At 65.6% G+C, this 13207-nt stretch carries 12 protein-coding genes; 4 read left to right on the top strand and 8 right to left on the bottom strand.

The annotated features are described in order from the left end of the window. Positions 1 to 5: 5 nt before the first annotated feature. Complete coding sequence (locus PCA20602_RS10765; RefSeq protein WP_150721230.1) at positions 6 to 536, bottom strand: chromate transporter; 531 nt, start codon at positions 534 to 536, stop codon at positions 6 to 8. Next, the gene (locus PCA20602_RS10760) at positions 533 to 1114 is read right to left on the bottom strand and encodes a chromate transporter (protein WP_246182138.1); all 582 of its coding nucleotides are present in this window, start codon (positions 1112 to 1114) and stop codon (positions 533 to 535) included. The genes PCA20602_RS10765 and PCA20602_RS10760 overlap by 4 nt, the downstream gene beginning before the upstream one ends. Before the next feature lie 203 nt (positions 1115 to 1317). On the opposite strand from PCA20602_RS10760, the gene PCA20602_RS10755 reads away from it, so the two are divergent. Then, a complete protein-coding gene (locus tag PCA20602_RS10755; protein WP_150721229.1) occupies positions 1318 to 2262 on the top strand; it encodes a LysR family transcriptional regulator in 945 nt (314 codons plus the stop codon). Positions 2263 to 2326: 64 nt separating this feature from the next. Here the strand turns inward: PCA20602_RS10755 and PCA20602_RS10750 are convergent, their stop codons facing one another. Beyond that, positions 2327 to 2935, bottom strand: a complete 609-nt coding sequence (locus PCA20602_RS10750) for a TlpA family protein disulfide reductase (RefSeq protein ID WP_150721391.1) — start codon at positions 2933 to 2935, stop codon at positions 2327 to 2329. A 67-nt stretch (positions 2936 to 3002) separates the two neighbouring features. Continuing rightward, entirely contained in the window at positions 3003 to 4160 is a 1158-nt protein-coding gene (locus PCA20602_RS10745) for a transglutaminase-like domain-containing protein (RefSeq protein ID WP_150721228.1), read from the bottom strand. Positions 4161 to 4363: 203 nt separating this feature from the next. Here PCA20602_RS10745 and selD point away from each other — a divergent pair, with 203 nt between their 5' ends. Beyond that, positions 4364 to 5464, top strand: coding sequence for a selenide, water dikinase SelD (gene selD / locus PCA20602_RS10740; RefSeq protein WP_150721227.1), 1101 nt, complete (start codon positions 4364 to 4366; stop codon positions 5462 to 5464). Positions 5465 to 5473: 9 nt separating this feature from the next. Here the strand turns inward: selD and PCA20602_RS10735 are convergent, their stop codons facing one another. The 4 genes from PCA20602_RS10735 to PCA20602_RS10720 form a co-directional block, all read right to left on the bottom strand. After that, on the bottom strand, positions 5474 to 6295 hold the full coding sequence (locus tag PCA20602_RS10735) for an alpha/beta fold hydrolase (protein ID WP_150721226.1): 822 nt from the start codon (positions 6293 to 6295) through the stop codon (positions 5474 to 5476). 14 nt (positions 6296 to 6309) lie between these two features. Beyond that, positions 6310 to 7890, bottom strand: a complete 1581-nt coding sequence (locus tag PCA20602_RS10730; RefSeq protein WP_150721225.1) for a benzoate-CoA ligase family protein — start codon at positions 7888 to 7890, stop codon at positions 6310 to 6312. A 170-nt stretch (positions 7891 to 8060) separates the two neighbouring features. Continuing rightward, positions 8061 to 9644, bottom strand: coding sequence for a 3,4-dehydroadipyl-CoA semialdehyde dehydrogenase (locus tag PCA20602_RS10725; RefSeq protein ID WP_150721224.1), 1584 nt, complete (start codon positions 9642 to 9644; stop codon positions 8061 to 8063). Positions 9645 to 9721: 77 nt separating this feature from the next. Further along, positions 9722 to 10192, bottom strand: a complete 471-nt coding sequence (locus PCA20602_RS10720; protein ID WP_069344725.1) for a DUF4863 family protein — start codon at positions 10190 to 10192, stop codon at positions 9722 to 9724. 281 nt (positions 10193 to 10473) lie between these two features. Between PCA20602_RS10720 and PCA20602_RS10715 the strand changes: the two genes are divergently transcribed. Next, complete coding sequence (locus tag PCA20602_RS10715; RefSeq protein WP_150721223.1) at positions 10474 to 11388, top strand: helix-turn-helix transcriptional regulator; 915 nt, start codon at positions 10474 to 10476, stop codon at positions 11386 to 11388. A 112-nt stretch (positions 11389 to 11500) separates the two neighbouring features. Further along, positions 11501 to 13156 carry a 2,3-epoxybenzoyl-CoA dihydrolase gene (boxC, locus tag PCA20602_RS10710; RefSeq protein WP_150721222.1) on the top strand — a complete coding sequence of 552 codons (1656 nt, stop codon included), beginning with the start codon at positions 11501 to 11503 and terminating at the stop codon, positions 13154 to 13156. Positions 13157 to 13207: the final 51 nt, after the last annotated feature.

The following is a 13207-nucleotide window of genomic DNA, read 5'->3' as shown; positions in this document are numbered from 1 at the left end:
GTCGCTTACAGGTACGCGCCGCCGAGCAGCCCGGCGACGCTGCCCGCCGCGAGCCACCACAAGGGATGCACTTTGGTACGGATGGCCAGCACCGCAACGCTCGCGGTGATACCGGCGAGCAACCACGAGGTTGCTGAGGCTTCGGCAATCAGTGCAGCACTCGCTGCGACAAGCCCGGCGGTCATCGGAATCAGACCGGCCTGTACGATGCGTCGCCACGGCCGGTCCTTGAAGCGTTCCCACAAATGCAGGACGCCGACCGTGATGAGCGACGACGGCCCGAATTTCGCAATCGACGTGACGAGCATGCCCTGCCAGCCGGCCACGTGCCAGCCGACGAGCGTCACGATCATGAGATTCGGCCCCGGCGCGGCTTGCCCAAGTGCGAACAGCGCGCTGAATTCTTCCGACGTCATCCAGTGATGCAGATCGACGACCTGACGCTCCATCTCCGGCAGGATGGTGTTGCCGCCACCGAAGGCGAGCACCGACAACTGCGTGAAGATGAGCGCGAGCGAGATGAGCGTGCCGGTCATTGCGACACCCGCCACGTGGCATAGATGGAGATCGGCGTCATGACGAGCATGGTGAGCACGAGCGGCACGCGCAGCACGGCAATCGCAATGAAACACGCGAGCGCCACGCCGCCGAGCGCGAGCGATTTGCGCAGCGGCCACGACACTTTCCATGCCATCTGAATCAGCAAGCCAGCCGCCGCCGCCGCCAACCCGGCGAAGAGATGCTTGACGTGCGGATCGTTCTGGAAGTGCTGGTAGATCGTGCCCAGCACGATGACCACCGCAGACGGCGCGGCAATCAACCCGAGAATCGACGCCAGCGCGCCACGCCAGCCGTGAAAGCGCATGCCGAGCGCAACCGACAGATTGATGATGTTGCCGCCCGGCAGAAACTGACACAGACCGAGCAGGTCGGTGAATTCGGCCGACGTGACCCAGCGACGCTTCTCCACGATCATGCGCCGCGCCAGCGGCAAGGCCCCGCCGAACGCGGTCATCCCGAGACCGAGAAAGCCGAGGAAGAGGGCGCGCACGCTTGGGGTATCGGTCGCGGGCGTGTTGGGAATCACGGGGACATCGGTGGCAACCGGGGCCATGGGCGTGGCGGCAGTCGCGGACGTGGGTGGGGCCGGTGTGTTCATGGCGGACAAGTTCAGCAAAAGCGGTATTACGGTGGGGCCGCCCGGCAGGAAGTGTCATGAGGGAGAGGGCACGGATGCCGCGCGGGACCCCCTGAGAGTAGGCCGATTGCGCTATATTGTCCAATATATGGAAGTGGCTTGAATCATATCGAACTCATATGGCAAACATCGACGTGCGCTTGCTGCGCTATTTCATTGCGGTGGCCGAAACGGGGCACATGACGCGTGCGGCCGAGCGTCTGGGGATCGGGCAGCCGCCGCTCTCGCAACAGATCCGGGTGCTGGAAACGCAGTTGGGCGTCACGCTGTTCGAACGGCTGCCGCGCGGCATGGCGCTCACCGACGCCGGTCAGGCGTTTCTCGCCGATGCCTATGAGGTGGTGCGCAAGCTCGATCAGGCGGTGGACGACGTGCGTCGCGTTGCCGCCGGTGTGAAAGGCCGCCTGTCGGTCGGCTTCACCAGTTCGGCCGCGTTGCATCCGTTCGTGCCCACGGTGATCCGCGCGTTTCGCAGCGATGCGCCGTCGGTCTCACTGATGCTCGACGAGGCGAGCACCGGCGAGTTGCTCGACGGCTTGCGTGACGGACACATCGACGTTGCATTCATCCGGCAGCCGCAGGGCAACACCGCAGAGGTCACCGTCTTGCAGGTGCTGGAAGAACCGATGGTGCTCGCCGTGCCGTCTGCGCATCCGCTGGCGCGCACCGGGAAGTCGGGCAAATCCGGCAAAGCCGCCGCTGTCCCCATGACCGCCATCGCGGCCGAGAAGCTGATTCTCTATCGTCGACGCGCAGGGCAGGGACTCTACGACGCCATCATCGCCGCCTGTCACGGCGCAGGCTTTAGCCCGGCCATCGAGCAGGAAGCGCCGCGCCTGCTCACCACGCTGTCGCTCGTCGCCGCAGGACTCGGGGTGTCGGTGGTGCCTGCATCGCTCATGCGCATGCAGATCGAAGGGATCGTCTACCGGCCGCTCGCACCGCCACCGCGCGCGCCGCTGTGCTGTGCGTACCGGGAGGGCGTGCTCGCAGGGCCGACGGCCAAACTGATGGCGCATGTTCGTGCCGCCACTGCGGAGAATGCGAAGGAAGGTACCGCTTGAACTGACGCTGCTCACCGGGCAGGCTGTGCTGCCCGGTCAGTGGACGTTCGTTCAGACGAAACGCTCAGGCCGTTGCGCCGCCCTTTTGCGCAATCAGGGCTTCGATGTGCCCGTGCAATCCGACATCGCGCCAGTCGAGTTCGCCCATGCGCCAGAAGCGTGCATTGCCCGTGCGGTCGACGAGATACGTCGCAGGCAGGCCGAGCGAACCGAAGCGCTTGTAGACAGCGCCGTCGGTGTCGAGCAGGACGGTGCCGTCGATGGGCAACTTGTCGACGAAGGGCTTCACCGTCGCCAGCGGCTCCTTGTAGTTCACGGCGAGCAGATCGAGCCCGCGCTGACGGTACTGCCGAACCACCGCCCCCATCGCGGGAATCTCTTCGCGGCACGGGCCGCACCACGTCGCCCAGAAGTTCAGGATGACCACGCGTCCGCGATATTCCGACAACGCGTGCGTCTTGCCGTCCAGGCTCTGTAGCGAAAAAGCCGGTGTCGCGCCGCGCCATGCCGACAGCGTGCCGCCGGACGTGCCGGCCAGCGCGCTGTCGTCGACTTCCGCGCCACCCTTCGTCGGTCCCGCCGGCCCCGTAGCCCACGCCGGCGCACCGGGTCCGCTCAGCGCGCCCGCGGCGCCAAGCGCCCCGAGGGTATGAAGAAAGTGACGACGTTGCATGGCGATGCGCTCCTGCGTGAAGGGTTCCGGCGAGGTGAATGACGATGTTTCAGACGTATCGGGGCGATCAGGTCGTGATTTCCCGTGCGTTCATACGGTAGCGGAAGGTGTCCGGATCGAGGCTGTCGAGCCGGGCATTCGCCACTTCGCCGTTCGGGTACATGAGGAACGGCACCGTGGTCTTCGGCGCGCCATGCGCCCCCGGCAGCGGAATGTCCGCCCCGTGATTGAACGCCACCCAGTTCATTTCCCACTGGCCGAAGAGCATCGCACGCGCCGCACGAACGCGCAGATCGTCGACCGGCAGTCCGCCCGGGACTTCCTCCAGCACGACCTTGCGCACGTCCGCCGGGTCGACCGGGATCCATCCGTAGCCGGCCGCGTAGAATTCGGCGCGGCAATGCTGGGCGCGCGTGACGTCCCCCGCCTTGCCCAGACTGTTGAACCCATGACGCGACGTCGCCACCCGCACGCCGTAAGCGTCGCGCGCCGGAATCCCGACCGAGCGCGCCAGTGCCGTGAAGAGGGCGTTGATGTCGGCACACTTGCCCGCGAGATCGCCCGTGGTGAGCATGTAGCGCACGTCGCCGGTGCCGCAACCGCGCACCGATCCTTCGCGACGACAGTTCTCCACGATCCATTGATAGATCGCACGGGCTTTCTCGACGTCGCCCTTCTCGCCGCGCGTGATCTTCTCGGCGGTTTCGCGCACCAGACCGTCGGTCGGTTGCAGTTCGGTCGGACGCAGGTACTGACGCAGCACCGCTTCGGACTCGCGCGGCGCCTGCGCCGACGGCGGCTGCGACAGATCGACGCGGCGGTCGCGCGTGGCGAACGTGTTCGTCAGTGTGACGGTGCGTGCGCCCTGTGCTGCACCGTCGGGCCATGCCACGGCCAGCATCGGCACCCCGATGCCGGACGCGCCGCGCACCATGCGCAACTCGGCCTTGGCGCCGGGCGCTTCCCAGTGGGTCCCCAGAGCAAGCTGATATGCCCCGGACGGCGACGTCGCGACCGGCAGCCAGACGTTCGCCGGACCGCTTGCCGCAGGCAGCTCGACCTGAGTGGTCAGTTCAAACGTGCGCCAGCCATCGGCGGCGCTGGGTGCTGCGGTCGCGGCTGGGTTCGTCGATGCGGCGTGCGCAGCGGCGGGCATCAGCGAGGAAGAGAGCAGGGAGGCGGGCAGGGCGTAAGCGCCCAGAGACAGGAAGCGGCGGCGTTGCATGGTGGTCCCCTTGTGCGTCAGCGCTCACGGCGCATGGTGGGTAGGGTGAATCGACGACGTCCCGCAATGCAGGGACGATGTGAAACGGTAGCATGGCGGTGTCGACCATCGTGAGGCCGTCATTTCGAGACATGGCCGGACGTCGCGACACGCCAAAGCTGCTTCATAATACGTCGACTTACGGAAAACGAACACTGACGACCATGACCGCAAACGATGGAAATCAAGCGGGCGCTTCACCCGCTGCCACTGGCACCCCGGCGGCTGCGCCGCGTCTGACTTCGCTCTCTCACGGTGGCGGCTGCGGCTGCAAGATCGCCCCGGGCGTGCTGTCCGAACTGCTCGCGCGCAACGACGCGCCGCTGCCTGCCCCGGCCGCACTGCTCGTGGGCACGGAGACGTCCGACGATGCCGCCGTCTACCAGCTCAACGACGAGCAGGCCATCATCGCGACGACCGACTTCTTCATGCCCATCGTCGACGATCCGTTCGACTTCGGCCGTATCGCGGCGACCAACGCGCTCTCCGACATCTATGCGATGGGCGGCAAGCCGATCTTCGCACTGGCGATCGTCGGCATGCCGATCAACGTGCTGCCACGCGAAACGATTCGCGAGATCCTGCGCGGCGGCGAGTCGGTCTGCGCCGAGGCGGGCATTCCGATTGCGGGCGGTCACAGCATCGACTCCGTCGAGCCGATCTACGGACTGGCGGCGCTGGGCGTGGTGCATCCGAAGCGTCTCAAGCGCAACGCCGATGCGGTGGCGGGCGACGTGCTCGTGCTCGGCAAGCCGCTCGGTGTCGGCGTCATGTCGGCCGCCCTCAAGAAAAATCAGCTCGACGACGCAGGATATCGCCGCATGATCGACGCAACCACGCGCCTGAACCGTGTGGGCCCGGCGCTCGCGGCGCTGCCCGGTGTGCACGCGCTGACCGACGTGACCGGCTTCGGTTTGCTCGGCCATACGCTGGAGATGTGCCGTGGCGCGAACCTGGCGGCCTATCTGCGTATGTCCGATGTGCCGCTGTTCGATGGCGTGCGCGAGTTGGCGGACAAGGGATGCATTACCGGTGCGTCCGGCCGCAATTGGGCGTCTTATGGCGCGTCGGTGGAATTGGGCGAGCGTCTCACGGAGCGTGACCGCGATTTGCTGTGCGATCCGCAGACGGCCGGTGGCTTGCTGGTGTCGTGCGCACCCGGCGCGGTCGACGACGTGCTCGCCGTCTTCCGTGCCGATGGTTTCATCGAAGCCGCCATCGTCGGTGCGATGCGTCCGGGCACGCCGGGCGTGCGCGTGATCTGACGCCCGGCGTCAAGCGGCCTGCCGCTGCGCATGCGCACCGATAAACGCGACGATGGCTTCGCCGAGCGGTGCGGGCGCGTCGCGATGCGGCGAGTGCCCGCAGTCGGGCAGCTTCACCACCTTCGCGTGCGGCACGTGCGCGGCAATGCTGTCCATCTGCGCCATCGTGCCGTACTCGTCGTCCTCGCCCTGAATCGCGAGCAGCGGCGTCTCGATCGTCGCCACGGCGCCGACCAGATTCCAGTCGCGAAACGCCGGGTTCAGCCAGATGTCGTTCCAGCCCCAGAAGGCTGAATCGACATCGTCGTGATAGCGGCCGAGCCTGGCGCGCAGGTCGGTCGTCTCGTAGACGGTCTTCGTCTTCGCGATACTCTCGACCGACACGTCCTCGACGAACAGATGCGGTGCGAGCACGACCGCACCGGCGAGCCGGTCGGGAAACGCGGCCGAGAACAGCAGCGCGATCGAGCCGCCGTCGCTGTGTCCGACGAGCCAGACGCGCTCTGCCTGATCGGGGCCGACACCGACCGCGTCGAGAAACGCGGGCAGCACTTCGCGCGCCTGGCGGTGCATGAAGTCGACGGGCCACTTCTCGTCATGCGGGCGCGGCGTGGAGCGGCCGTAGCCGTTGCGCGAATACACGAGGCCACGGTAGCCGCCGGCGTCGCACAACTGCTGCGGCCAGTCCTTCCACATGGCGATGGAACCGAGCCCTTCGTGCAGGAAAACCAGCAGCGGCGCGCCGGTGCGCTCGCGGTTGATCCATCGATATTCCAGCGAGAGCGCGCCGTGCGAGGGCGTCTCGATGCTGGCGAACTGTACGTCTGACATGCTTCGGTTGTCTCCTAAAGCAACTCGCGCAGCTTGAAGCGTTGCACCTTGCCCGTGGCCGTCTTCGGCAGATCGTCGACGAACACCAGCTCGCGCGGATATTTGTGTGGCGCCAGACGCGCCTTGACGAAGGCCTTCAACTCGCTGGCCATCTCGTCGGTGGCGACGATCCCCGGCTTGAGGACGACGAACGCCTGTGTCTTGGTCAGGCCGTTGTCGTCGCGTCCCACGACCCCCGCCTCGAGCACTGCATCGTGCTGCATCAACACCATCTCGACTTCGATGGGCGAGACGTACTGGCCGCTGACCTTGAGCATATCGTCACTGCGTCCCGCATAGACGTAATACCCACTGGGCAGACGCTGGTACTTGTCGCCGCTCTTGAGCCAGTCGCCGAGGAACGTCGAGCGCGACTTCTCCCGATTGCACCAGTACATGAGCGCCGCGCTCGGCCCCTTGATGTACAGGTCGCCGATCTCGCCATCGGGCACCGGCTGGCCGTTTTCGTCGCGCAACTCCACCGAGTAGCCGGGCACCGGTTCGCCGGTCGTGCCGTAGGCCACCTGTCCTGCGCGGTTCGACAGGAAGATGTGCAGCATCTCGGTCGAGCCGATGCCGTCGAGAATTTCCGCACCGAAGTGCTTCGTGAAACGCTCGCCGATCTCGCGCGGCAACGCTTCGCCGGCCGACGTGCACAGACGCAGCGCCACGTCCTCACGCGCCGGCAGGTGCGGCGAGGCGAGCAGCGTGGCGTAGAGCGTGGGCACGCCGTAGAAGATCGTCGGTCGATGCTGGCGAAGGCGCTGGGCCACGGCCTCCGCCGTGGGGCGCTCGGCCATCAGCACGACGGTGGCGCCGACCGATAGCGGGAACGTCAGCCCGTTGCCCAGACCGTAGGCGAAGAAGAGCTTGGCCGCAGAGAAGACGACATCGTCCTCACGAATGCCGAGCACGTTGCGACCGTAGGTTTCTGCTGTCCAGTACAGGTTGGCGTGCGTGTGTACGGTGCCCTTGGGCTTGCCGGTCGAGCCGGACGAGTACAGCCAGAAGGCGATGTCGTCGGCAGCGGTGTCGGCGGGCAGCGCGCTCGGCGGGCCGTCGAGCAGGGCATCGAATGTCGCGTGCGCGTTGGACGCCGCATCGGTCTCGCCCGCGACCGGCTGCGAGACGATGCACGGCGGCGGCGCGGCGCCCGTCGCCTCAGTGACCTTGCCGAGTGCGGCCTGCACTGTCGGCATGAGCGCGCCCGATGCGATCACGAGCTGCGCCTTGCTGTGCGAGATCATGTACGCATAGTCGTCGGCCGTGAGCAGCGTGTTGACGACGACCGGGACGACCCCGGCGTACAACGCGCCGAGAAACGCCACCGGCAAGTCGACGGTGTCGAGCATGACCAGCAGAATGCGCTCTTCGCGATGCACGCCCGTGCGCGCAAGACCCGTGGCAAAGCGTCGGCTTTGCTCGGCCAGTTCGCCGTAGGTGAGGCCTCGCGTGTCGTCGAGATAAGCAGTCTTGGCAGTGCGCTCGCGACCGAGCGCCTCCAGATGCGCGGCGAAGTTGAAGTTCGCCGGCGGTGGGGTGAGTACGGCTTCCATGTTGCCTCCGGTGGATCACCACGCGTGCCTCGTCCACCAACGGGCGGGCATGCGTGGCGTGAGTTCTTTTCAGCGCTCTGATGGCGCCTGTCTGAATCACCTTGACTGCGACGGCTTGCGGCTACTGCTGGATCAAACTTTGGATACGTGTTGTGCGGATGCTGCGGACTTCACTTCGGCAGTTCGACGGCATCCTGCATCAGCGCTTCGACGAGCGCGGCCGGTCCCTGCACGGCGGCGCGCACGTGATAGAAGCGCAGTGCGCGCAGACCACCGAGTTCTTCGCCGCCGCCCGCGCGGCCCGGGCCACCGTGCAGCGACTGCGGCATGACGTTGCCGTGGCCTGTCTGTGTTTTCGCGACCGACGGATCGACGGCGTGCACGCGGCCATGGGCGTCTGCCAGCGCCAGCGCAGGCACGCGCATGGCAACGGCATCGTTGCTATAGAGGGAGACGACGAGCGAGCCTTGCCCACGCCTGGCGAGTGTTACCGCCTCGTCGAGATCGCGATAGCCGACGAGCGTGGCGACGGGGCCGAAGACTTCCGTGTCGTGCACGCGCTGGCCCGCTGCACCATCGCGCAGCCCCAGCAGCACGGGCGCGACGCACGCACTATTGGCGTCGGCATCGACGAACGTCGCATCCACATTGCCGTCATAGAGCGTCTCGGCTTCCGTCTGCAATTGCGCGATGCCTTCGAGCACGGCGCGCTTTTGCGCGAGATTCACGAGCGATCCCATCTTCACGGATTCGTTGCGCGGATTACCGACCACTGTCTTCGCCAGACGCTCGGCAATCGCAGCGGCGGCCGCGTCGAAGTGCTCGACGGGCACCATCGCGCGACGAATCGCGGTGCATTTCTGCCCCGACTTCACGGTCATTTCGCGCGCCACTTCCCGTACGAACTGATCAAAGGCCGGCGTACCGGGTGCAGCGTCGGGTAGCAGAACAGCGCTGTTCAGGCTGTCCGCTTCCACGTTGATGCGTGCGGAGCGCTCGGTGAACGCGGCATGGGCGCGCAGCGTGGCGGCCGTGTCGGCAGAACCCGTGAAGGAGACGACATCGAACGGCCCGATACGATCGAGCAAACCGGCGGCACTGCCGCAGATCACCGACAGACTGCCCGGCGGCAGAATCCCGGCCGCGACGACATCGGCGACCATGCGTTGCGTGAGCCACGCGGTGGACGTCGCCGGCTTGACGATGACCGGCACGCCCGCGAGCAAGGCGCCGGCAGCCTTCTCCCACAGCCCCCATGACGGGAAGTTGAAGGCGTTGATGAACAGCGCGACACCCGGTGTGGGGCGGAAAACGTGACGCACGGCAAACGAGGCGTCTTTGGCGAGCGGGGCTGCTGCGCCATCGAGCAACGTGTGCGCGTCGCCCAGCGATGCGCCGAGCTTGGCATACGTCGACAGCGTGTAGATCGCGCCGTCGATATCGACGGCGGAGTCGATGGCGACCGTTCCCGAATTCGCCGTGGCGATGGCGTAGTAGTCGTCGCGATTCGCCTGCAACGTCGCAACGATCTGCGAGAGGCGTTGTGCGCGTTCGTCATAAGACAAGGCGCGCAGGGCCGGACCGGCCGTCTCGCGCGCGAAGGTGAAGGCGGCGTCGAGATCGAGACCGGCGCTCGACACGTAAGCCAGCGTGTCGCCCGTGACGGGGTCGGTCAGCGCGGTGCGTTCTCCGTTGCCGGCGACCCATTGGCCGGCGATGTAGTTTTCCAGCAAGGCAGGGGTTGTCATGTCCATCAACCGAGGGGGAGTCGAACTAAAGTCGAACGTAAGTCACATAAGTCACGTAGGTCAGGCCGAAGGCGACGTGCGCGTCAGGCGCTGCGCGTGAACTCGATCGCGCCTTCTGGCAACAGGTACAGCACGAGGGCACGGCCGCTCGCGACCGTCGGACGATGTGCGCTGCCCGGGCCATACACGCACCAGCCGGCGGGGTGGCCGTCGAAGGTCGCGCCCGGCGTGAGCGGCATGATCAGATCGATTTCGCCATTGGGATGCACGTGGTGCGGTCCGGCCAGATCGGCCATGTCCACGACGTCGACGGAAAAGCCGTGCGTGTCGGGCGTGGGTTTGATGACGCGTCCGTAACGAATGCCGCCGCCTTCGCGGTTGCACAGCCAACCTTCGGCCACGCCGGTGCGGCAGGCATCGGCCAGCGTCTCGAAACCCGGGGAACCCGCGCCGTAATGCGCGTTGAGCCAGTCGGCGAGCGATGCGTCGAGCGGGCGACCGTCAAGCTGACGTGTCACGTCGGCGATCAGCGCCTGAAATTGGGGCACATCCATCCATGTCTCCTGGGGACGTCGCAGTCGCTGCACCGTGCGCGCCGACACGAAACCCCTGAATTCGTCCAGGTTGGCATCGTCAGTGCAATGCCGTGTCTCATCGCGTCGCTGGCGCGCCGTCGGGTCCGCGCACTGTCTGTTGATATGACGTCGATCAATAACGGTGCGCAGCATGTCCGGCCCGCGTTTGCTTTTTTATCGACGCATGGTGAAAATTAGAGCATGCAAATTTGGCTGTCAAGCAATATATTACATGTTACCTGCTTCGAGGATCTCGTCCGATGAATAAGAGTGCGCAAGCCGATGGGGTGCCGACGGCGCGAGGCGCTGGTGATAAAGACCCGTTCCTGGTCGCGCTGGGCGAGCGGGTTCGGACGCTGCGTGCGCGTCGCGGCTTGACACGCAAGGCGCTGGCGCTCGATGCGGACGTGTCGGAGCGTCACGTGGCCAATCTGGAGTCGGGCGTCGGTAACGCGTCCGTCATGTTCCTGCGTCAGCTGGCACAGGCACTAAATTGCACATTGGCCGAAATCGTGGGCGACGAAACGACGTCGTCTGCCGAATGGCTGCTGATCCGTGAAATCCTGCACGGTCGCGATGGCGAAGCGCTCACCCGGGCGCGTCAGGCGCTCAGCGAGCTGTTCGCGGGCAGCGAGCGCGATCCGGACCGGCGCGGGCGCATCGCGCTCATCGGCCTGCGCGGCGCGGGCAAGTCGACGCTGGGTCGCATGCTTGCCGACGACATGCACGTGCCGTTCGTGGAACTCAACCGCGTGATCGAGCAACTGGCCGGCTGCCCGCCTTCGGAAATCTATTCGCTGTACGGCGCGACGGCCTATCGCCGTTACGAGCTGCGCGCGCTGGAAGCCGTGGTGGCCGAGCATCCGCGGGCGGTGATCGCCTCGCCGGGCGGTATCGTCAGCGACGCCGCCACGTTCAACTTCCTGCTCACCCACTGCTATACGGTGTGGCTGCAAGCCTCGCCCGAAGAGCATATGAAGCGTGTCGTGGCGCAGGGCGATCTGCGTCCCATGTCGGGCAACGCGGAAGCCATGGACGACCTCAAGCGCATTCTGGCCGGCCGCACGGACTTCTACGCCAAGGCCGACATGAGCTTCGACACCGGCGGACGGGCGCTTGCCGACGCCTATCTGCAGCTGCGCGGACGCCTGGCAGTGCAGTTGTCGTCGGACTGAGTATCAAAATTCTGCAAAATAATTCATTTTTATTTGAGTAGATGGTTGACGGTGGGTTTGTGCTGCACTATATTGCAATTCAACAAGATCATTATTCGAGTTGGAGGCAATCATGTTCGGCAAACCCCACGTCGACTACCGTACGGACCCTACGCAGTACAAGCACTGGAAGCTGAGCTTCGACGGCTCGGTCGCAACGCTCGCCATCGATATCGCGGAAGACGGCGGCATTCGCGAGGGCTACAAGCTCAAGCTCAATTCGTACGATCTCGGCGTGGACATCGAACTGCACGATGCCGTTCAGCGCATCCGTTTCGAGCATCCCGAAGTCAGGACGGTGGTGGTCACGAGCGCCAAGGACCGCGTGTTCTGCTCGGGCGCGAACATCTTCATGCTCGGCCTCTCCTCGCATGCGTGGAAGGTCAACTTCTGCAAATTCACCAACGAAACGCGTAACGGTCTCGAAGACTCCAGCCGTCACTCCGGCCTGAAGTTCATTGCCGCCGTGAACGGCGCCTGCGCAGGCGGCGGTTATGAACTCGCGCTGGCTTGCGACGAGATCTATCTGGTGGACGACCGTTCGTCATCGGTCGCGTTGCCGGAAGTGCCGCTGCTGGGCGTGCTGCCGGGCACGGGCGGCCTGACGCGTCTGACCGACAAGCGCCACGTGCGCAACGATCGCGCCGACATCTTCTGCACCATCGTCGAAGGCATTCGCGGCGAGCGCGCCAAGCAGTGGCGTCTCGTGGACGAGGTGGTCAAGCCGGCGCAGTTCGCTCAGTCCGTGGCGGCACGTGCGCAGGCACTGGCACAGGGCAGCGACCGTCCGGGCGGCAAGGGCGTGACGCTCACGCGTATCGAGCGCACCGATGAGCCGGACGCCATTCGCTATGAATTCGTCGACGTCGAAATCGACCGTGCCAACCGCACCGCCAGCCTGACCGTGAAGGCGCCGAAGTCCGCGCCGCCGGCCGACATCGCAGGCATCGAAGCCGCCGGTATCAATTGGTGGCCCCTAAAGATGGCGCGCGAGCTGGATGACGCCATTCTCAATCTCCGTACCAACGAACTCGACATCGGCACGTGGCTGCTGCGCACGGAAGGCGACGCAAAGCATGTGCTCGCCGCCGACGCCTCGTTGCTCGCGCATCAGGATCACTGGTTCGTGCGCGAAACCCTCGGCATGCTGCGCCGCACGTTCGCCCGTATCGACGTGTCGTCGCGCTCGCTGTTCGCGCTGATCGAGCCGGATTCGTGCTTCACCGGCACGCTCGCCGAATTCGCGTTTGCCGCCGACCGTACGTACATGGCGGCGCTGCCCGCGAGCGAGGAAGACGAACCGGCGATCACGCTGAGCGAAGTCAACTTCGGTTTGCTGCCGATGGTCACCGATCAGTCGCGTCTGGCACGTCGTTTCTATGAAGACGCTGCCGAGCTGGAGGCCGTACGCGCCACCATCGGCCGCCCGGTGCGTCCGGACGAAGCGGAGCGTCTCGGTCTGGTGACCGCTGCCGTCGACGATCTCGACTGGCCGGACGAAATCCGTATCGCCATCGAAGAGCGCGCCGCCATGTCGCCCGATGCGCTCACCGGCATGGAAGCCAACCTGCGCTTCAACGGAAAAGAAACGATGAATACGCGCATCTTCGGCCGTCTGTCCGCGTGGCAGAACTGGATATTCATTCGTCCGAACGCCGTGGGCGAGAAGGGAGCACTGAAGGTCTACGGCAAGGGCAACAAGGCGCAGTTCGATCTGAACCGCGTCTGACGAATACGACGCGCCACTGCCCCTGAGCCAACTCGGGCGGTGCGCGCGGCA

It is taken from the genome of Pandoraea capi, assembly GCF_902459735.1.
Classification (GTDB): domain Bacteria; phylum Pseudomonadota; class Gammaproteobacteria; order Burkholderiales; family Burkholderiaceae; genus Pandoraea; species Pandoraea capi.
Note: the sequence above shows the minus strand (reverse complement) of the source record. Positions and strands in the feature narration are given on the sequence as shown.

Bases quoted from the DNA above. Each gene is read 5' to 3' on its own strand.
- PCA20602_RS10715 (WP_150721223.1), top strand. From the start codon at position 10,474: ATGAATAAGAGTGCGCAAGCCGATGGGGTGCCGACGGCGCGAGGCGCT.
- PCA20602_RS10720 (WP_069344725.1), bottom strand. From the start codon at position 10,192: ATGGATGTGCCCCAATTTCAGGCGCTGATCGCCGACGTGACACGTCAG.
- PCA20602_RS10745 (WP_150721228.1), bottom strand. From the start codon at position 4,160: ATGCAACGCCGCCGCTTCCTGTCTCTGGGCGCTTACGCCCTGCCCGCC.
- PCA20602_RS10755 (WP_150721229.1), top strand. From the start codon at position 1,318: ATGGCAAACATCGACGTGCGCTTGCTGCGCTATTTCATTGCGGTGGCC.
- PCA20602_RS10760 (WP_246182138.1), bottom strand. From the start codon at position 1,114: ATGGCCCCGGTTGCCACCGATGTCCCCGTGATTCCCAACACGCCCGCG.
- PCA20602_RS10725 (WP_150721224.1), bottom strand. From the start codon at position 9,644: ATGGACATGACAACCCCTGCCTTGCTGGAAAACTACATCGCCGGCCAA.
- PCA20602_RS10730 (WP_150721225.1), bottom strand. From the start codon at position 7,890: ATGGAAGCCGTACTCACCCCACCGCCGGCGAACTTCAACTTCGCCGCG.
- boxC (WP_150721222.1), top strand. From the start codon at position 11,501: ATGTTCGGCAAACCCCACGTCGACTACCGTACGGACCCTACGCAGTAC.
- PCA20602_RS10765 (WP_150721230.1), bottom strand. From the start codon at position 536: ATGACCGGCACGCTCATCTCGCTCGCGCTCATCTTCACGCAGTTGTCG.
- PCA20602_RS10735 (WP_150721226.1), bottom strand. From the start codon at position 6,295: ATGTCAGACGTACAGTTCGCCAGCATCGAGACGCCCTCGCACGGCGCG.
- PCA20602_RS10750 (WP_150721391.1), bottom strand. From the start codon at position 2,935: ATGCAACGTCGTCACTTTCTTCATACCCTCGGGGCGCTTGGCGCCGCG.
- selD (WP_150721227.1), top strand. From the start codon at position 4,364: ATGACCGCAAACGATGGAAATCAAGCGGGCGCTTCACCCGCTGCCACT.